This is a genomic window from Streptomyces sp. NPDC006733 (assembly GCF_040636125.1).
Lineage (GTDB): Bacteria > Actinomycetota > Actinomycetes > Streptomycetales > Streptomycetaceae > Actinacidiphila.
Map to the genome: position 1 here is coordinate 1 of NZ_JBEYJD010000026.1, position 19,002 is coordinate 19,002.

At 73.9% G+C, this 19,002-nt stretch carries 19 protein-coding genes; 4 read left to right on the forward strand and 15 right to left on the reverse strand.

The window, feature by feature from the left end; genetic code table 11:
- A partial coding sequence (locus ABZ721_RS22885) for a rodlin (RefSeq protein ID WP_358790522.1) occupies nucleotides 1–353 on the reverse strand: 353 nt, incomplete at its 3' end.
- Nucleotides 354–514: 161 nt separating this feature from the next.
- Entirely contained in the window at nucleotides 515–892 is a 378-nt protein-coding gene (locus ABZ721_RS22890) for a luciferase family protein (RefSeq protein ID WP_358790523.1), read from the reverse strand.
- 328 nt (nucleotides 893–1,220) lie between these two features.
- Between ABZ721_RS22890 and ABZ721_RS22895 the strand changes: the two genes are divergently transcribed.
- Nucleotides 1,221–2,303, forward strand: coding sequence for a hypothetical protein (locus ABZ721_RS22895; protein ID WP_358790524.1), 1,083 nt, complete (start codon nucleotides 1,221–1,223; stop codon nucleotides 2,301–2,303).
- A gap of 63 nt (nucleotides 2,304–2,366) precedes the next feature.
- Here the strand turns inward: ABZ721_RS22895 and ABZ721_RS22900 are convergent, their stop codons facing one another.
- From ABZ721_RS22900 to ABZ721_RS22945, 10 genes are all read right to left on the reverse strand, one after another.
- The gene (locus tag ABZ721_RS22900) at nucleotides 2,367–2,696 is read right to left on the reverse strand and encodes a thioredoxin domain-containing protein (RefSeq protein ID WP_358790525.1); all 330 of its coding nucleotides are present in this window, start codon (nucleotides 2,694–2,696) and stop codon (nucleotides 2,367–2,369) included.
- Nucleotides 2,697–2,785: 89 nt separating this feature from the next.
- Nucleotides 2,786–3,937, reverse strand: coding sequence for a hypothetical protein (locus tag ABZ721_RS22905; protein WP_358790526.1), 1,152 nt, complete (start codon nucleotides 3,935–3,937; stop codon nucleotides 2,786–2,788).
- Nucleotides 3,934–4,743: a PP2C family serine/threonine-protein phosphatase gene (locus ABZ721_RS22910; RefSeq protein WP_358790527.1), complete on the reverse strand. Its 810-nt coding sequence runs from the start codon at nucleotides 4,741–4,743 to the stop codon at nucleotides 3,934–3,936. Before ABZ721_RS22910 ends, ABZ721_RS22905 begins: the two co-directional genes overlap by 4 nt.
- A gap of 44 nt (nucleotides 4,744–4,787) precedes the next feature.
- Complete coding sequence (locus ABZ721_RS22915) at nucleotides 4,788–5,558, reverse strand: hypothetical protein (RefSeq protein ID WP_358790528.1); 771 nt, start codon at nucleotides 5,556–5,558, stop codon at nucleotides 4,788–4,790.
- Between the two features lie 10 nt (nucleotides 5,559–5,568).
- Nucleotides 5,569–6,297, reverse strand: a complete 729-nt coding sequence (locus ABZ721_RS22920) for a hypothetical protein (protein WP_358790529.1) — start codon at nucleotides 6,295–6,297, stop codon at nucleotides 5,569–5,571.
- Nucleotides 6,298–6,330: 33 nt separating this feature from the next.
- Nucleotides 6,331–6,786: a hypothetical protein gene (locus ABZ721_RS22925; RefSeq protein ID WP_358790530.1), complete on the reverse strand. Its 456-nt coding sequence runs from the start codon at nucleotides 6,784–6,786 to the stop codon at nucleotides 6,331–6,333.
- Entirely contained in the window at nucleotides 6,773–7,801 is a 1,029-nt protein-coding gene (locus ABZ721_RS22930) for a serine/threonine-protein kinase (protein WP_358790531.1), read from the reverse strand. Before ABZ721_RS22930 ends, ABZ721_RS22925 begins: the two co-directional genes overlap by 14 nt.
- 341 nt (nucleotides 7,802–8,142) lie before the next feature.
- Complete coding sequence (locus ABZ721_RS22935; RefSeq protein WP_358790532.1) at nucleotides 8,143–8,376, reverse strand: hypothetical protein; 234 nt, start codon at nucleotides 8,374–8,376, stop codon at nucleotides 8,143–8,145.
- Nucleotides 8,377–8,908: 532 nt separating this feature from the next.
- Nucleotides 8,909–9,586: a response regulator transcription factor gene (locus ABZ721_RS22940; protein ID WP_358790533.1), complete on the reverse strand. Its 678-nt coding sequence runs from the start codon at nucleotides 9,584–9,586 to the stop codon at nucleotides 8,909–8,911.
- Entirely contained in the window at nucleotides 9,583–10,908 is a 1,326-nt protein-coding gene (locus tag ABZ721_RS22945; RefSeq protein ID WP_358790534.1) for a histidine kinase, read from the reverse strand. Before ABZ721_RS22945 ends, ABZ721_RS22940 begins: the two co-directional genes overlap by 4 nt.
- Nucleotides 10,909–11,147: 239 nt before the next feature.
- Between ABZ721_RS22945 and ABZ721_RS22950 the strand changes: the two genes are divergently transcribed.
- The 3 genes from ABZ721_RS22950 (at nucleotide 11,148) to ABZ721_RS22960 (ending at nucleotide 15,001) form a co-directional block, all read left to right on the forward strand.
- Entirely contained in the window at nucleotides 11,148–11,849 is a 702-nt protein-coding gene (locus tag ABZ721_RS22950; RefSeq protein ID WP_358790535.1) for an ABC transporter ATP-binding protein, read from the forward strand.
- Complete coding sequence (locus ABZ721_RS22955) at nucleotides 11,846–14,233, forward strand: FtsX-like permease family protein (RefSeq protein ID WP_358790536.1); 2,388 nt, start codon at nucleotides 11,846–11,848, stop codon at nucleotides 14,231–14,233. Before ABZ721_RS22950 ends, ABZ721_RS22955 begins: the two co-directional genes overlap by 4 nt.
- Before the next feature lie 78 nt (nucleotides 14,234–14,311).
- Nucleotides 14,312–15,001, forward strand: coding sequence for a ribonuclease H (locus tag ABZ721_RS22960; protein WP_358790537.1), 690 nt, complete (start codon nucleotides 14,312–14,314; stop codon nucleotides 14,999–15,001).
- 16 nt (nucleotides 15,002–15,017) lie between these two features.
- On the opposite strand, the gene ABZ721_RS22965 is transcribed toward ABZ721_RS22960, so the two are convergent.
- From ABZ721_RS22965 to ABZ721_RS22975, 3 genes are all read right to left on the reverse strand, one after another.
- A complete protein-coding gene (locus ABZ721_RS22965) occupies nucleotides 15,018–16,265 on the reverse strand; it encodes a VWA-like domain-containing protein (protein ID WP_358790538.1) in 1,248 nt (415 codons plus the stop codon).
- The gene (locus tag ABZ721_RS22970) at nucleotides 16,262–17,524 is read right to left on the reverse strand and encodes a MoxR family ATPase (RefSeq protein WP_358790539.1); all 1,263 of its coding nucleotides are present in this window, start codon (nucleotides 17,522–17,524) and stop codon (nucleotides 16,262–16,264) included. Before ABZ721_RS22970 ends, ABZ721_RS22965 begins: the two co-directional genes overlap by 4 nt.
- A gap of 69 nt (nucleotides 17,525–17,593) precedes the next feature.
- The gene (locus tag ABZ721_RS22975; RefSeq protein ID WP_358790540.1) at nucleotides 17,594–18,988 is read right to left on the reverse strand and encodes a hypothetical protein; all 1,395 of its coding nucleotides are present in this window, start codon (nucleotides 18,986–18,988) and stop codon (nucleotides 17,594–17,596) included.
- Nucleotides 18,989–19,002: the final 14 nt, after the last annotated feature.

The window sequence follows — 19,002 nt, forward strand, 5'->3', positions numbered from 1 at the left end:
AGCGGCTCGTCGCCCTTGATCTGCGACGAGTTCTCGGTGCACTGCTGGTTCTGCGGCGAGGACAGGACGTTGATGTCCTGGACCGTGATCGGCACGAGGCCGACGAGGGAGCCGACGTTCGCCTTGGCCGGGAGGCCGATGCAGGGCTTGTTGAGCGAGCCCTGGACGAGGCCGAACGAGGGGCTCATGTAGCCGCTCGTGTAGGTGTTGCCGTACGACTGCTCGGACCCGTTGCCGTTGGTGGTGCTGGCGCCGCCCGAGTCGCCGATCGCCATGGCCGGCGAGGCCACCGCGGCGGAGACGCCGAGAGCGGACACCGCGACGGCTGCGGTGGCGAGGAACTTCTTCATCATGACAAATCCTTTTTGTACGAAATTGACCTGGTACCGGGTCTGCCTGATCAACGGGCCCGCGCCGATTTGGTTATGGGGCTTCACCCGTTCGGCGGCAGACGAAAGGGCCCCCGGGACGCGGAGATTCGCGTCCCGGGGGCCCAGGGGTACTGGTGGAGGCGTCAGGCGGCGTATTGGCGTTGATGCGTGCACAGGTCCGCGGCGAGGCCTGCGGAGTCCTCCTCGGCGACGGCGGGGCCGGCCTGGAGTGCGGCGCTGACCAGCGTGATGAGCAGATCGATGTCGGTACCGCAGTCGAGCCGGACGGTCACCCAGCCGGAGCCGTCGCGGGTCCGCAGGGCGGTGGACTCGCTCAGGGCCGGCAGCATGCGGGCGACCATGGTGCGGGACAGGTGCACGTCGGCTTCCTGCTCGCCGTGGAAGTGGACAATCTCCTGGACGCCTGTGCGCACGCAGTACTCGCTGCCGCAACTGGCCCGGCCACCGGTGAGTCCAGGCCAGCTCATCAGCCGTTCCCTGGCATGTCTGGCAGAGTTCATGGGGCCAGCCTGGCGCAGATTCCGCTCCCCGCACAGGGGTCGGGAGCGACATCCGGCCGCCCGCCCGCCGGTGGACGCGTCGTCACTGGTCAGAGCCGCGCGACGAGTTCGGAATTCTGGCCACGGCGGCGCCGGGGCGGACAGCCCCGGGGTTCCGTCCAGTGTCACGAGGGCTGACCTGTCCGGGTGAAATGTGCCTGCATGCGGGTGCGCCTTGCCCCGCGGACGGTCCGCGTGTGTCTGCCGGTGGAAGGTTGCCCGCTCGACGGCCCGTATCGATGCGCCGTCCCGCGCCGAAGCCCATACGGCACGACAGCAAAGGTCTGGCATGCAGAAGATTCGAAGCGCCCTCTTCCTGGGTCTCACGGCCGCGGTGGTGATGGCCCCCACCGTGGCCATCGCCGTACCCCTGGTCACCGACTCCGGTTCCGCCCGGCACGGCACCACCACGCGCCCTCACCTCGGCAACGGCGAGACCGACTGGTCCGACTGGAGGCAGTGGAGCGACTGGAGCATCTGGAAGGACTGCGGCCGCGGCCCGTGCGGTTCGGCCGGCCACGCACCTGACAGCCACCAGGACGAGCCCGGCAAGGGCGGCTACGGCAGCGGATCCGGCGGCGGCACCGGGGGCTCCGGCTCGGGCGGCTACGGCAGCACCACCGGCGGCTCCTCCGGCGGCCACGGCGGCTCGACGACCGGCGGCTACGGCAGCACCACGGGCGGCGGCTCGCACGGCGGCACCACCGGCGGAACGCACGGCGGTTCGTCGTCCACCGGCGGGTCCTCGTCCACCGGCGGCAGCGACACGGGCGGGTCGTCGGGCGGCGGGTCCTACGGCGGCACGACCGGGGGCAGCACGTCGACGGGCGGCACCTCCGGCGGTACGCACGGCGGCACGACCGGGGGAACGCACGGCGGGACCACCGGCGGTACGCACGGGGGCACGACCGGCGGGACCCACGGCGGGACCACGGGCGGATCCCACGGCGGGACCACCGGCGGAACGCACGGCGGCACGACCGGCGGTACGCACGGGGGCACGACCGGCGGCACCACGTCCACCGGCGGCACGACCGGCGGTACCTACGGCGGGACCACCGGCGGCACCACGTCCACGGGCGGGACCACCGGCGGTACGCACGGCGGGACCACGGGCGGCACCCACGGCGGCACGACCGGCGGCACCACGTCCACGGGCGGAACCACCGGCGGTACGAGCGGCGGTACGAGCGGCGGGACGACGGGGGGCACGCACGGCGGGACGACCGGTGGCAGCACCGGGAACACCACGGGCGGGCTCGCCGAGACGGGTCTGGGCGGCAACGAACTCGGCCTCGAGATCGCCGCGGCCGTCAGCCTCGTCGCCGGCGGTGTCTTCGTAGCGGCGACCCGGCGCAAGCGCCGCCAGTAGCCGGACGCCACGTCCGCCCGGTCGCGCCGCGCGCTCCCGGGCGGACGGGCCGTGCCCGGCCGCTCACAGGTGCGCGTCCAGGAACGCCTCGAGCTGCTCCCGGCTCATCGGGCCCGCCGCGGTCGCCGTCACCTCTCCCTCGACGAGCAGGAGGAAGGTCGGCGCGCCGGTCACGCCGTAGCGCCGGGTGGCCGCGGGACAGCGGGTGATGTCGGTGCGCACCGTGGTGACGCGGTCCCCGTACGCGCCGGCGATCTCGCGCACGGCGGGGTCCAGCGCCTTGCACGGCTCGGACCAGATCCCCCAGAAGTACGCGAGCACCGGCCCGTCGGACCGGGCGAGGATGAAGTCGAACTCCCCGTCCTCCATCGGTTGGTGGACCCGGCTTGCCATCGGCTCTCCCTGCGTCGTGATCAGCGCGGCAGCGACCGTCCGGGCCCGCTCCCGCGGGACCCCCTGCCGCGTCACATCAGATCACGGCCTCAGTGGACCACCACCTGCAGCACGACCAGCAGCACGATGAGCGCCGCCACGACGATGATGGCGTTGCGCAGGGCGTGCGACGTCTCCGGCTCGACCGGCGGCGGGGGAGGCGGCGGCAGGACGACGTTGAAGTCGTCCTGGCCGGTACGGCTCGCGCGCTCGCACCAGGGGCAGAACGGCAGGTGCGAGCTGTAGGTGTGGCGCGGCCGGGCGGGGCAGGTCTGCACGCGTCCGCGCTCGTGGTCCAGCGCCCGCAGCCAGTCCTCCGCGGAGGGGCGGGCCTGCGGGTTCGTCACACCGGGGCCGAAGGCGGAGCGGGCGAGCGCCAGCAGCGTGGGCGGCAGCACGGCGGGGTCGATGACGCCGCGCGGGACGATGATCCGGTCCGGATGGACCACGTAGGAGGAGCTGGCGGCGATGTTGTCCTTGACCGTCGACTGCGAGTCGCTGTCGTGCGGCACCCCGCCGAAGGGGTGGTTGCCGACGGTCAGCAGCTGGTAGACGAGCACCGCGAGGGCGAAGTCGTCGCTGGCCGGGGTGGCGGGCCCGCCCTTCTGCCGTTCGGGGGCGCAGTAGTCGGCGGTCTGCATCAGGCAGGGGAAGTACTCCTGGGAGCCGGGGTCGGTGAAGGCGATGGAGTCGCAGTCCAGGAAGGTGACGAAGCCGTTCGCGTCCACGACGACGTTGTTGCTGGAGAAGTCCCCGACGACCAGGCCCTCGTGGTGCATCCGGGCGGTCATGAAGGCCAGGTTCCAGCTGACGCCCAACAGGAAGCGCCAGTCGACCCGCTCGGGAAAGAGCCGCAGCCGCTGCGCACGGGTGAACAGCCCGACCAGGCGGATGTGCTCCGGCTCACCGAACCGGTTCATGGCGTAGCCGACGAAGGCCCCGCCGGGGCTGCGGGCCGGGGCCGTCGGCCAGGCCAGCTCGGGCGGCTGGGCGCGGTCGGTGGGCCGGCCGCCCAGCGGCGTCATCGTCAGCATCCGGGCCAGGCGCCGTTCCTGCTCGGGTCCGGGGGCGTCCCGGTAGAGCTTGACGACGATGCCGTCGTTGCCGACGACGGTGTACACGGCCGCCTCGCCGCCGCTCTTGAGCGGCTGCTCGGACAACTGAACCGGCACACCGTTCAGCAGGATCGTCTGCCCGGTCATGGGCGCACCGCCCTCAGCAGGGTCTTGTCGTCGGCGTTGACCGCGGTGAGCTTGTCCGAGCGCAGGAGCTCGGCCAGCGCCTCGTCGTCCTCGTCGGGGTCCGCGCCGGGGAAGTCCAGCGTCCGCAGCATCGCCGCGACGAAGGACGCGCGGGGCTGCTGCGGCTGCCCGTCCACCCACGTCAGGGCGATCTGGGCGAGTCCGTCCGTCGACAGCAGCACCCCGTCGACGTCGGGGTCGCGCACGCAGGCCGTGCGCACCGAGCGCTCCGCCTCCGCCGAGGTGAGGAACACGGTCTCGTTGCTGTACTCGCTGGCCGCGGCCGGCTGGGGCAGCAGGTGGAACTGGCGCACGCCGTCCACGGTCCCGGCCCTGAGCACGACGAAGCCGTCGCCGACGCTGAGGTAGCCGATCCAGCGCGGGGCGAGCACCGCGACCGTGAGCGTGGTGGCGAAGTCGTTGGACTCGTCGCCGGTGCGCCGCAGGAACTCCTCGCGCACGTCCACGAACGCCTCGCGCAGTGCCGCGCGCACGTCGGAGGCGGTCGAGGGCAGTTCGGCGGCGCGGCGGGTGAAGCACTCCGCGGCCAGTCGGACCGCGAGCGCGGAGCCCTCGTCGGAGCGGGTGCGGCTGCCGGCTCCGTCGGCGACCGCCAGTACCGTCACCGAGGCCTCCGGCGGTCCGGAGACCGTGTACAGCCAGGCGTCCTGGCACGGGGTGCCGGTACGCCGGTGGCGGTAGCCCTCGACGCTGACGCCGCGGACCCGCCACTGCGCTCCGGGGCCGCCGCTGCTGTCATCGTCCATGTGTCGTCTCCCGGTGCCTGTCGGGTCCTGTCGCTCCCGTCGGATCAGGATTCCCAGGCGGGCCGCTGGGTCTTGAACTGGCTGAAGATCTTCTCGAAGACCTCGTCCCCCGCGCCGCGCTGCTCGGCGTTGGCGCTGGCCGACATCATCTGCAGCAGCTCGCGGAACGGGAATCCCTGGAGGCGGGCGTTGAACGTCGGGGCGAAGGCCCGCAGGACCTCCTCGCCGCGGTCGGTGATGCCGCCGACACCGATCGCGTAGAGCCGGAACCGCCGCGCGCGCTGCTCCTCGGTGAGCACCGGCACGACGCGCCGCCAGGCGTCGGTGGGGTGCCCGGTCGTGTCCGTCGGCAGGCCGTCGGTGACCAGGCAGATCTGCGGACGGTAGAACTGCAGCCCGAGCTGGCGCAGCTCGGCCTTGCGGGCGGCCACGATCTGCATCGACAGCTCCAGCGCCTCGGCCATCAACGTGACGCCGGCCGCGCGCAGCACCGGGGGCTGGAACAGGTGCGCGGGGACGAAGGGGCTGACCGGGCTGTTGTACGGCAGCAGGTTGGGGCCCTGCCACGCGCTCACCCCGGCGTCGCCGAAGGTCAGCACGGCGACCTCGACGCTGTAGCTGAGGCTGACGTCGTCGTGCAGCTCCCGGGTCCAGTCGCGCAGGGCCTCGTTGAGGGACGCGATGGGCGCGCCCAGCATCGAGTGCGAGGTGTCCAGGCACAGCACCAGCGGCAGGCGCTGCGCGTTGTTCTCGATCTCGATGTCGGCGTACTGGTACGGCAGGGTGCTGGCCTGCTGGTTCACGCGCACGGTCATGGGGTGGGTGTTATCGCGCATGGTCTCTCCGTCGGATGTCGGCCGGGAAGGCGAGAAGGACGTGCGGGTCGTGGGCCCCGTCCCGGGAGTCGGGGCGGCCCACGTCGACGGGGTCGCCCGCCCCCGGCGGGGGCTGCGAGGGCTCGGACCACACCGCGCGGAAGAGGCCCCCGTCGACCTCGACGTAGCCCTGCGGGTGGAGGTCGGTGGCGACCGTGGCCGGGCGCAGCCGCTCCGGCCGCGGGGCGCGGCGCGCCCCCGGCAGGTGGGCGGGCACGGTGGGGGTGCGGGCCGCCGCCGGCTCGGCGTCGTGCCGGTGCGGCCGGACGTGGGCGGTGTGGCGGCCGGGGCCCGACCGGCGGACGGCCAGCGCGAGCAGGACCAGGAGCAGCAGCAGGAGTGCGGCGATGGAGCCGAAGAGCGCCCAGTCGGTGCCGGCACCTCCGGACGGCTGCTCCCCGGGGCAGGTGCTGGTACCGGTAGCCGGTTTGCCGGTGGTCGGCTTGACCGTGGGCTGCTGTCCGGCCGGGGCCGTCTTCCCGGGTTTGATCCCCCCGGCGGTCGGCGTCACACAGGTCGGGTTCGTGGTCGGGCAGTTCGCCTTCGGGTCGGCCGTCGCGCAGGTCGGCGGTGGCGGCGGGTCGGCTGCCGCCGGCACGGCGGCCGGCAGGCCGAGCAGCAGCACCGCTGCGAGGACCAGGGCGATCGGACGACCGCGCTGCGCCGGTTCGGATGGCACGTCAGGCTCCCCCTGCTCCTTCTTCTCGCGGACTCACAGTTCGAAGACGCGGTGGCACCGGGTGAACATCTGCCGTGCGTGCTCCGCCCACTTCGTGGCCAGCAGGCCGAACTGCAGGTGTGTCATCCGGCAGGTGAGCGGGAGGGTGCACACGCCGGCGAGGCACGGGCCCGGACCGCGGACGTCCCAGACCGAGAGCATGGGGGTCAGCTGCTCGGTGTTCCAGGCGTTGGACGCGGCCGCGGCCAGCGCCAGTTGGTCGGGCTTGAGGATGTGGCCGTCCGTCATGAACGCCACCAGCAGGTCCCTGGTCGCCATGAACCGCACGGTCACCGGCTGGTCCGATCCCGCCAGGTCGAACTCCAGCGAGATCGCGGCGTCGTCCTCCGCCGACCGGTAGTGGCTGCGCTCCGCCCAGGCGCGCACCAGCGGACGCCAGCTCGCCGCGAGCTCCATCTCTCCGGTGGGCGTGGCCTCAGAGTCCGCCACGGCCCACCGCCTCTGCCACCATGCGGTCGGTCAGCCCGGCGTCGAGGAGGGTCTGGGCGTGCAGCAGCAGGCAGGACGGTACGGACAGCACCGATCCCCGGCTGTGGTTGCGGGCGTTGAGGTCGTCGGTGCGCACCCTGATGCCCTCGGCGACGGCCGGCGGCGGCCACGAGGTGACGGCGGTCGGTTCGGGATCGGGATCCGGCGGTTGCGGTTCGGGCTCGCGCGGCAGCACCTCGTCCAGCAGCGCGGCCAGCTCAGGCCGGTCCTGCGGGCGCTTGGCGAGGCAGCGTTCCAGCACGGGGCGCAGCCCCTGGGGGACCCCGTCCAGCGCGGGCGGCTCATGGGTGATCCGGTACATCACGCCGACGCCCGAGCCGAACGGCGCGATCCCGGTCGCGGCGAAGGCGAGCACCGCCCCGAGGGAGAACACGTCGCTGGCCTGCTGCGCCACCTCGCCCCGGAACTGCTCGGGCGACATGAACGGCGGCGTGCCCATCACCGTTCCGACCTGGGTGATGGTGTTCGCGGCGGCGCCGAACAGCGAGATCCCGAAGTCGATGACCCGAGGCCCGTCCTCGGCGAGCAGCACGTTGGCGGGCTTGAGGTCGCGGTGCACGACGCCCACACGGTGGATCGCCTGCAACGCCTCGATCAGGCCGGCGGCCATCAGCCGGACCGCCGCTTCGGGCAGCGGCCCGTCCGCCCGCACCGCCTCGGCGAGCGAGGGGCCGGGGACGTACATGGTGGCTAGCCAGGGCGGGTCGCCCCGGGTGTCGGCGTCGACGACGGGCGCGGTGAAGGCGCCGCTGACCGCCCGCGCGGCCTCGACCTCGCGGGCGAAACGGAGGCGGAAGTCGCCGTCGGAGGCGAACTCGGGGCGCACCACCTTCACGGCCAGTGCCCGGCCGCTCGCCGACCTGCCGAGGTACACCCACCCCATGCCGCCGGAGGCGAGCCGACCGACGATGCGGTACGGGCCCACCATGAGCGGATCACTGATCGGAGTCCGCACTCCGCCCCCTGTCACGGCATACGTCCCTGGCTCGCCACGGGCGGTCCGCGCCCCGCCGTCGTGGTTGCTCAGAGTGTCCCGCAAAATCCATCCGGAAGTTATGGGAACAGTCGGATATTCTCAGGATCTCGCGGTGTTCGAAACGGCATTCGCGTTCGGTGGCGGCGACGGTCCCCTCCGGTCGAACACGTGACCATTCCCTCCGCTTCTCCTCCGCCCCGGACGTCCCACGGTTCGCACGAACCTCAGGGGAATCGTGGGATCGACCGGAAAGGGCCCGGGAGCGCCGCGGCGCCGGCCGGGGAGCGTCCCGGCCGGCGCTGTCGGACGTCTTCTCGCGCTCACGGGTCCTTGGTGAGGAATGCGCCGACGAACCGGCGGATCAGTTCGGCGGCGATCAGGGCGGGCAGGGTCGGCGCCGGGCAGACGATGTCGATGTGGACGCGGGGTGCCAGCTCGGCGCCGAGGATGGCGACGGCGAGGAGCAGGACGAGCGCTCCTCGCAGCCGGATGCCGTGGCGGGGCTGGTGACGGTGTTCGCAGCTCTGTTGGTCAGTGTGCCTGCGTGTGGGCACTGGGCGGGTACCTCCCTGGCTCGTTGCCACTCGTCGGCCCGAAAACAGCGGACAGAAGGTTGCAGCCTTTCGTCCCGGGGGCCTGTCAGAAGAATGGAGCGTCGGGGAAAGGGCCGTCCACCGGATATCGCGAAATTGCGCAGATCGTCGGACAGGCGGGAGGCCTTTTCGGCCATTCAGGAAGGCACTGTGAAGATCGAACCGTCAACGGCCCTGGTCGCGCTGGTCGATGGGCAATTCTCTCCCCGCGCCTAAGGGCTTGCGTGAAGCGAAATTATCTGCTGACATTGTTGATGAGACCGCGCTGAATCGGGGTCCACCGGATCCGCGCCGTGTAAGGCGTCCGATCCGGTGCCGAAGGCCGATAGCGGTTGTTCTGTGGCTGACCCCGGCCGTTGCCACTCGTCAACAGGGGAATCGCCGGGCTCTGTTGCAGCGGAGTTCGGCCGTGCCGTCCTCCTCCTCAGGACGTGCGGGACCTCCACCACATGCAGCACCGCGGGAGCGGACGTCCGCCCGCTCCCGCGTCCTGTCACGAGGAGGCCGCGCCCGGGGAGATCAGTCCGGTCTCGTAAGCGAGCACGACGGCCTGGACCCGGTCGCGCAGCCCGAGTTTGGACAGGATGCGCGCGACGTGGGTCTTGACCGTCGTCGCGCTGAGGGTCAGCCGGTCCGCCAGCTCGGCGTTGCTCAGACCGGTCGCGAGCAGCCGCAGCACTTCCAGCTCGCGCGGTGTCAGGCCGGACAGGTCGCGGTGGACCGCGGACCTGGCCTCGTCACGGTGGGCGAAGCGCTCGATCAGCCGGCGGGTGATCACCGGTGCGAGCAGCGCGTCGCCGGACCGCACCAGGCGGACCGAGGCGACCAGGTGCTCGGGAGAGACGTCCTTGAGCAGGAAGCCGCTGGCGCCCGCGGTGAGCGCGGCGTAGACGTAGTGGTCGAGGTCGTACGTGGTCAGGATGAGGATGCGGGTCTCCGCCGCACCGTCGCCCATGATCTGCCGGGTGGCCTCGAGACCGTCCATCTGCGGCATCCGGATGTCCATCAGCACGACGTCCGGGCGGGTGCGCCGGACGGCCGCCACGGCCTCGGCACCATGGGCGGCCTCGGCCACCACGTCGATGCCGTCGGCGGCGAGGATCATCCGGAAGCCGGTGCGCACCAGCGCCTGGTCGTCGGCGATGACGGCACGCAGGGGCGGCTGGCTCATACGGCTCTCCACGGGACTCGGGCCTCGATCTTGTATCCGCCGCCGATTCTGCGTCCTGCCACCAGGGTTCCGCCATAGACGGCCAGCCGTTCGCGCAGGCCGATCAGCCCGCGGCCCTCACCGCTCTGCGCGTACGTCCCCCGCGCCCCGCCGGTGTCCGTGACCTGGATCTCCAGCCACCCTTCGGCGTGGCCTATGGTGACGGTCGCCGTCGAACCCGAGGCGTGCTTCATGGTGTTGGTCAGCGCCTCCTGCACGACGCGGTAGGCGGTCAGGTCCACCCCCGGCGGCAGCGGCTCCGGCGGGGGCGACAGGGCGACGGTCACCGGCAGCCCGGCGGCGCGGACCCGCCGCACGAGGTCGTCCAACCGGTCGAGGCCCGGCTGCGGTTCGAGGGCCTCCCCGGTGGCGGTGGAGTTCCCGGTGCCCGAGGCCGCGATGAGGCCCATGACGTGGCGCAGTTCGCCCATCGCGGCCCGGCCGCTCGCCTCCACCGCGAGCAGGGCCTCCTTCGACTGCTCGGGAGAGGCGTCCATGACCTTGCGGGCCGCACCGGCCTGGATCACCATCACGCTGACGTTGTGCGTCACCACGTCGTGCAGTTCCCGGGCGATCCGGGCGCGCTCCTCGTCGATGGCCGCGCGCATCGCCCGCTCCTGGGCCGCCTGCAGTTCGGCGAAGCGCAGTTGGGTGTCCTTGAGCCGCAGTTGCCAGTAGCGGACCATGCTCGCGATCAGCGCGACGACCAGCAGGACGAACAGCCGGCCCGACCAGAACGGCAGTTCCGGCTCGGTGTTCCAGTTGACGGTGGCGGCCAGCACGGCGGCGAGCGCGAAGCTGCCCGTCGTGGAGGTCAGGTTGCGGCTGTGCACGAGGGCGCTGCAGGCGGCCGCGAAGCACACCAGCGGGGTGATCGTGGTCGTGTAGTCGGGAGCGGCCAGCGTCGCGCACATCACCACCCAGAAGACGGCGAGCGGAAAGCGCCGGCGCGCCGCCAGCGGCAGCGCGGTCAGCGCCCCGAGGACGTAGGCCTGGATCGCCGGGGAGAACTCGCCCTGCCCGGAGGGGAGACCGGGCGGGAGCGGCCAGTCGGGCGGGGCGGGTTCGGTCACGGGGCAGGGCTCCCAGGGCGGCAGGGGCCGAACCGGCAGGCCGGCGTCGACGTGCAGCCGGGCCACCGCGATCAGCACGATCGCGGTGAGGACCAGTGCGAGCACGGCGTCGGTGACGACCGCCCGCCGGGACAGCCGGGGGGTCCGGCCGTCCGGGCGCAGCGCGTCCCGCACCTGCCGGCGCCATCCGGGTCGTTCGTCCGTTTCCACCAGCACATTGTCGGCGCCGCCCGCGCGCCGCACATCGGTCTGAGCGATCAGGGTCGCTGCCGGGCGGAGTACATCGCGAGGATGACGCCGCGGCCGGGTCCTCCTCGCGGGCGACCGGATGTCGGCGCACCGGCCGACGCGCCGCGGCGGCGGGCGCACCTAGCTTCGGTGCTGCCGGCGGGCCGCCCGGGGAGCGTCTCCGGGACGCGGCCGCCGCGACCGGAAGGACCGACCTCCCCATGGGGAATGTGATCGAACTGCGGGGCGCCGTCAAACGCTACGACAACGCGGACGGGCCCGCGCTGGGCCCGCTGACGCTCACCGTCGAGGAGGGCGAGGCGGTCGCCGTCACCGGGCCGTCGGGCAGCGGCAAGTCCACGCTGCTGAACCTGGTGGCCGGGCTGGACAAGCCGACCGAGGGCACCGTGACCGTCGGCGGCACGCGCCTGGACGACCTGGGGGAGGGCGGGCTGGCCCGCTTCCGCCGCGAGCGGATCGGCATGGTGTTCCAGTTCTTCAACCTCCTGGACGACCTCACCGTCCTCGACAACATCGTGCTCCCCGCCCAACTGGCCGGAACCGTTCGTAGCAAGGCGGCGCACCGCGCGCACGAACTGCTGCAGACGCTGGGCATCGAGCGGCACGCCCGGACCTACCCGGGCCGGCTGTCCGGGGGTGAACGCCAGCGCGTCGCGGTGGCGCGGGCGCTGATCAACCGCCCGGCCCTGCTGCTCGCCGACGAGCCGACGGGCGCGCTGGACATGGCGTCCGGGCGCGACGTGCGGGAACTGCTGGTCGACCTGCACCGGGGCGGGCAGACCATCGTGCTGGTCACCCACGACCTGGACCTCGCCGAGTCGTGCGCGAGCCGCACGATCCACCTCGTCGACGGGCACGTCGCCCTCGACCGCAGCAGCAGCGGCGCGGAGGCCGTGCGATGAGCGCGCTGGGCAAGGTGGTGCGCGCCGGCGTCGGACGGCGCCGGGTGCAGAGCCTGGTGATGACGCTGACCACGATGATGGCGGTGACCGCGTCGGTGCTGGCGGCCGGGCTCGTCGTCGCGTCGTCGGCACCGTTCGACCACGCCTTCGCGCGGCAGCGGGGCGCGCACCTGACCGCCGGGTTCGACACGGCGAAGGTGACCCCCGCGCAGCTCGCCGGCACCGCGCACGCCGCCGGGGTGACGGCCGCAGCCGGCCCGTACTCCGTGGTCCAACTGCGCCCGCTCGTCAGCACGAAACTCTCCGGGGGGCGCTCGGACGTCCAGCTGCCGCAGTTGGCGGTCGTCGGGCGCGCGCAGGCCGGCGGGGCGGTCGACGCCCTGGACGTGGTCGACGGCCGCTGGGCCACCGCGCCGGGGGAGGCCGTGCTGCGCGCGATGGACGCGCCGTTCGGGGTGGGCGCCCAGGTGACCTTCCCCGACCTGCCGGGCAGTCCGACGCTGACCGTCGTCGGCCTGGCCACCTCGGTCGGTGACAGCGCAGGGGCGTGGGTGTCGCCGGCCCAGCTCGCGCAACTGACCGCGCTCGGCGCCCGGTCCGAGTACCAGATGCTCTACCGCTTCTCGAAGGCCGCGACGGACGCCCAGATCGGCGCCGACCGTGCCGCGGTCACGGCCGCGGTGCCCCCGGGGGCGATGACCGGCGTGGTGTCGTACCTGACGATCAAGCTGGCCGCGGAGCGGACGGCGGCGACGTTCGTGCCCTTCGTGGTCGCCTTCGGGGTGCTCGGGCTCTTCATGTCGGTCCTGATCATCGGCATCGTGGTGAGCGGCGCGGTGGGCGCCGCCACCCGGCGCATCGGTATCCTGAAGTCGCTGGGCTTCACCCCGGGGCAGGTCGTGCGCGCCTACGTCGGCCAGGCACTGATCCCCGCGGCGGTGGGCGCCGGGCTGGGTGTCGTCCTCGGCAACCTGCTGGCGGTCCCGGTCATGGCGATCGAGGGCACCGCCTACGGCACCGGGAAGATGACGGTCGCCCCGTGGATCGACGTCGCCGTGCCCGCCGCCGCGCTCGCCGCGGTCGTCGCCACCGCGCTGGCACCGGCGCTGCGCGCCGGGCGGCTGCGCACGGTCGAGGCGCTCGCCGTCGGCCGGTCGCCGCGGGCCGGGCGCGGGCGCGCCGTCCGGCACCTGCTGGGCCGGCTGCCGCTGCCGCGCCCGGTCAGCCTCGGCCTGGCCAACCCCTTCGCCCGCCCCGGGCGGTCGGGCACCATGGCCGCCGCCGTGATCTTCGGTACGGTCGGCGTCACCTTCGGCGTCGGCCTGGCGCTGTCGCTCAACGGCATCCAGAGCGGCCTCGACCGCCGGACGGCCGGTGCCGTCCTGGTCCGGTCCATCGGCGGGCCGCCCGTGGAGGCCGGCCCGGGTGGGCCGCCGGCGCCCGGACCCCCGGCCCCGGTCGACGCCGCCGTGATCGCCGCGAAGGTCGGCGCGCAGCCGGGGACCCGGCGCTACTTCAGCACCGCCCAGACCAAGGTCGCCGTCGCGGGGCTCGCCGGCCGGACGAACGTGATCGCGTTCCGGGGCGACTCGTCCTGGGGCTCCTACCGCATGATCAAGGGGTCCTGGTTCACCGGCCGCGGCGAGGCGGTCGTGCCCTCCGGCTTCCTCGACGCCACCGGGACCCGGGTCGGGGACACCATCACCCTGACCAACGAGGGCCGCAGCGCCCCGGTGCGGATCGTCGGCGAGGCCCTCGACCTGCACGACGAGGGCATGACCATCCTGACCGACAGCGCGTCCCTGGCCGGTCTGGCCGCCGTCATCGACCCGGAGTCGGTCCAGTTCAGCGTCGACCTCACACCCGGCACCGACCCGCAGAGCTACCGGACGTCGCTCAACACCGTCCTGGCCCCGCTCGGCATCGGCGCCGAGGTCAACTCCCCGCAGACGAGCAGCACGGTGATCGCGATGGACACGCTGGCGGCCCTGCTCACCTTGATGCTGGTCGCGGTGGCGGGGCTGGGCGTGCTCAACACCGTCGTGCTCGACACCCGCGAACGCGTCCACGACTTCGGGGTGTTCAAGGCCCTGGGCATGTCCCCGCGGCAGACGATCGCGATGGTCCTCACCTCGGTCGCCGGCATCGGCCTGGTCGCCGGACTGGTCGGCGTCCCGGCCGGCATCGCCCTGCACGGCTACGTGCTGCCCGTGATGGGCGACGCCGCCGGCACGCGGTTTCCGGCGGCGGACCTCGCCGTCTACCACCTGCCGGTGCTGGTCCCGCTGCTGCTGGGCGGACTGGTCATCGCGACCGCGGGGGCCCTGCTGCCCGCCGGCTGGGCCGCCGGGACGCGCACCGCGACCGCGCTGCGCACCGAGTAGCCGCCGCTGGACCGGGCGGGACGGCCGTCCGCGGAGCACGGGGTCCGCGGGCGGCCGGGCACCTGACATCATCAGGGTATGGAACGCGTTATCGCAGCATGTGACGGAGCCGCCAAGGGAAACCCGGGCCCGGCGGCGTGGGCCTTCGTGGTCGCGGACGCCGAGGGCCGGCCGCAGCGCTGGCAGGCGGGACCGCTGGGACACTCGACGAACAACGTCGGCGAGCTGACGGCCCTGGAGCAGCTCCTGACCGCGACGGACCCGGCGGTGTCGCTGGAGGTCCGGCTGGACTCCACGTACACCCGCGACGCCGCCACCAAGTGGCTGGTCGCGTGGAAGAAGAACGGCTGGAAGACCGCCGCCGGGAAGCCGGTGGCGAACCGGGAGCTCATCCAGCGCATCGACGCCCTGCTGACCGGCCGCGACGTCGAGTTCGTGTACGTTCCCGCGCACCAGGTGAACGGCGACCCGCTCAACGCGATCGCCGACAAGGCCGCGAGCGACGCCGCCGTCAGCCAGCAGGCGAGCAGCGGCACGGGCGCCGAACTGCCGGTCCCGGACCCCGTCCGGTCCGCCGAGGGCGCCCGCCCGGCCCGCAAGGCCGCGGCGTCGAAGGCGCGGACCGGCAAGGGCACGTCCGGCACCATCCAGGCGAAGTTCCCCGGACGGTGCCACTGCTCCGGCTCCTACGCCAAGGGCGAGCTGATCGCCAAGGTGGCGGGCGGCTGGGGCCACGCCGCGTGCGCCGAGGCGGCCGCCAGGGGCTGAGCGCCCGCCGCGCACGTCAGGCGGGGGACCCGATCGTCACCACGCGTGCCCACTCCGGCGGCACGTCCGGCACGTAGTCGGGATCGTCCTCGTCCCACGAGGCCGCCCGCCCGCGGGGGAAGAGCCCCACCACGGTCCGGCAGGGCGGCCGGACGCTCGGCCAGGGCGTCTGGCCGTCGGTCAGCACCACGATGACGTCCGGACGGTACTGCGCCCGGAGCGCCTTCGCGAAGCCGGTGCGCAGATCCGTCCCGCCGCCGCCCAGCAGCGGGATCCCCTCGCCCTGGCACAGCGGGTGCACGATGCGGGCCGCCGCGTCGCACGGCACCACGGTGACCAGGTCGCGACGGCCGCCCACGGCGTGGGAGATCGCGGCGACCTCCAGGAGCGCGCTGCCCAGCTCCGCGTCACTGACCGACCCGGACGTGTCGACGATCACCGAGACCCGCGGCGGGCGCCGGCGCAGACTCGGCAGCACGGCCCCCGGTACCCCGGCCGAGCGCCGGGAGGGCCGGCCGTAGCTGTAGTCCTCGCCCGCGCCGGAGCCGGTGGCCGCCGAGCGGACCGCCGCGCCCAGCAACTCCCGCCAGGGCAGCGGCGGATGGAAGGCCTCCTCGGCCCACCGCTTCCACCCCGCCGGGGCGCTGCCCGGGCGGCCGGTGATGCCCTGCGCGACCCGGAACCGGACCGCGTCGCGTTCCTGCTCGCTGAGGCCGTCGGCGCCGTCCGGCCCCAGGTCCCACTCCCGGTCGCGCCCGTCGGCGCCGCTGCCGCAGTCCAGCCAGGCCGCGTCATGGGTGTACGGCGTGAGGCTGAACTGCCGCAGGTACTCCTCCATGAGCTGCCCGGCGGGCAGCCGCAGGGACCGCGGGTCGACGGCCCCCCGCGGCCGGGCCAGTCCCTCACCGTAGATGTCGTCGTTGATCTCGCAGTCCGCGGCGATGTTCATCCGCAGCTGTTCCCCCGGACCGCTCAGTCCCAGCTCCCGCGCGATCCGGTCGCTGCGCCCGTGGTGGTCGCGCAGCAGGTGCGACACCTCGTGCACCCACACTCCGGCCAGCTCCTCCACCGGCGTCCGGTCGACGAATCCCGGCGAGACGTAGCACCGCCAGTACCGGTCGACGCCCATGGTCGGCACCCGCCGCGACGCGACGGTGTGCAGGGCGAACAGGGCGGTCGCCAGATAGGGCCGCGCCCGGGCGGCCTGCAGCCGGGCCGCGAACAGCTTGCCGACGTCCAGCGACTCCGTGGCGTCGGGGGTCATCGGCCCGCCTCCGCGCCGGCCGCCGCCCGGGCCGCGGCCTCGTCCGCCCGCCGGGACAGGGTCACGACGCCGGCGAGCCCCTCGATCGACGGCGGGACGTCCCAGTCCGCGTGGCGCAGACTCGCCAGGGTGGTCGCCGGCACCACCACCAGGTCCGGCGCTCCGGTCTCCACCGCCTTCACCAGGAGTGCCCACGCCGCGTCCCAGCGGGGCTTCTCCAGGCGCTTGCGGACGGCGTCCACCACCCCGTCGAGCACCGCCTGGCGCAGATCGCCCCGCTCGGGCAGCACGGCGGCCGCCGGATCGGCGAGCAGCGTCTCCGGGTCCGGCAGGTCCATCCGGTCCAGGCTCGCCAGCAGCTCCAGCCCGGGGCCGTCCCCCACGGTGCCCCTGACCAGCAGGGAGAGCACCTCCCTGGAGGAGCCGGCCGCGGTCGCGAAGGCGATGAGGCACAGCGCCATCTCCCAGCTGCGCGGGGACGGCCAGGCGCCGCCCCGACGGGCCTCGCCGGTGGGCAGCCGGTGCGCGAGGGCGGGCCGGGCGGAGAGCAGCCCGCACACCGCGCGGCGGGCGAAGTGCACGGCCTCCGGCAGCTTCCGCGGATCGAGCAGGGGCAGCGTCGCCCGCGGCCAGGTCCCGGCGAGGCCGCGGACCACGACGTCGTGGTCGTGGGTCCACTGCAGGTGCACGAAGCGGTTGGCCAGCGGCGGGCTCAGTTCCCAGCCGTCGGCGGCCGAGGAGCGCGGATTGGCGGCGGCCACGATCCGGACCCCGGGCGGCAGTTGCAGGGAGCCGATCCGCCGTTCGAGCACGAGGCGGAGCAGGGCGGCCTGCACGGCCGGGGGAGCGGTGGACAGTTCGTCCAGGAACAGCAGCCCCCGGCCCGCGCGCACCAGCCGCACGGCCCACTCCGGCGGCGCCATCGGCACGCCCTGCTCGGCGGGATCGTCCCCGACGATCGGCAGGCCGGAGAAGTCGGACGGCTCGTGCACGCTGGCGATCACCGTGGTCAGCGGAAGGTCCAGGGCCGACGCCAGCTGCGTGAGGGCCGCGGTCTTGCCGATGCCGGGCTCACCCCACAGCAGGACGGGCAGGTCGGCGGCGACGGCGAGCGTCAGGGCCTCCAGCTGGGTGTCGGGGCGCGGTTCGGTGTCCGTGTCGCGCAGCAGCGCCAGCAATGCGCCGGCGACGTCGAGTTGTGCGGTGGGGACGGGCTCGCAGGCGGCGTCGGTGGGCGTGGGCAGGGTGCATGAGGACATGAGGGATCACCTGTGGGTTCGAGGGTGGTCGAGCGGGATGCCGGGAGGAAGGCCCCGGGTCAGCAGAACTCAGCAGAACAGCGGGTGGGACGGGCGGGAGCGGTCGGCGCGGCGGCGCGGGCTCGTCGGGGGGACGCGGTCGGGTCCGGCTCCGATCAGTCCCGACCGGTACAGCCCGTAGGTGATCCGCCGCTGCGCGGCCGTCTCCAGCTCGTCGCGCAGCGCCCCGGCGCGCAGCAGCGCGTCGGGTCCCAGCAGACCCTCGACGACGGCCAGCGCCCCGGCGGTGTCACCGTGGTCCAGACGTTCACGGACGCCGCTCAGGCAGTCGGGTCGCCGGTGCGCCTCGTCGATGGCGCGCAGACACGGCAGCGGGGTGCCGGTCAGCGCGACCAGCAGCTCCTCGCGCCGGATCTCGTCCGGGGCGTGGTCCAACGGGGCCAGCACCCCGTCGACCAGGGCGATCCGGTGCTGAGCCCCCCGGCACTCCACAAGGCGCGGCTGTCCCGGCCGGTGCGGGGCGGGGGAGGGCTCGCGCGGCGGGCGATCCGGCACGAGCGCCGAGGCGACCAGCGGATGCAGCCGGTCGGCCTCGATCGAACCGGTGCGGAGCAGCTCCAGGTCGGGTGGCACCCAGGCCGCCGCGTCGGGCAGCACGGGCAGCGCGGCGCCGCCGCCGCGCGGGGCCGTGGTGATCCGCAGGGCCGGCGGCCCCGTGCCGCTCCCGCCCGCGACCGGGTCCAGGACCAGTCGGTGGCGGGCGCCGAAGCGTACGGCGACCGGGCCGGCGGGCAGCCCGTCGGCGTGCAGCAGGATCCCTGCCTCGGCCGCCCACCGGTCGGCGGCGCAGGGGAGCCCCGGAACCGTCCGCAGCACCTCTGCCCCGAGCAACCCGGCGTCCGGAGGGTTGTGTTCGGCCCCGGATCGTCGCCGCAGCTCGTCGGTCCTGCGCGCGTCCCACAGGTGGCGGTGCAGGTCCAGGCGGAACCGGCGGTCGGGGTGGGGGTGCGGATGGCGGCCGGTGCCGGCCGCCGCGGGGGATCCGTCCCACAGCGCGAGGCTGATGCGCTGGCCGGCGTCCGCCCAGGCGGGCGGTGTGCGGGCCACCAGGTGCACCGGTCTCGCCCCGCCGCGCTCCGGGTCGTCGTACCGGGCCAGCGCGATGGTCAGGCCCGGACGCAGCAGCCCGTTGGGGGCGATGCGGGGCATGTGCCAGCGCAGCAGTTCGGGCACGAGATGGCGGAGATCGGACCGGACGCGGGCCGCGAGGTCGGGGCCGTGCGACCGCGCCAGCGAACGCAGCCGGAAGTCGACGTCGACGCCCGCGGCGGCGCAGGCCCCTGCCCAGTCACCGGCACGGCGGCGGGCGGTAGCGGTCTGGATCATGGAGGGCGGTACGGCGTACTCCCGTACGCGCCGCCAGAAGGAAAGGCGGGTGTCCCCGTTCGCGAACTGAGTGAGCATCAGCACTCACCTTG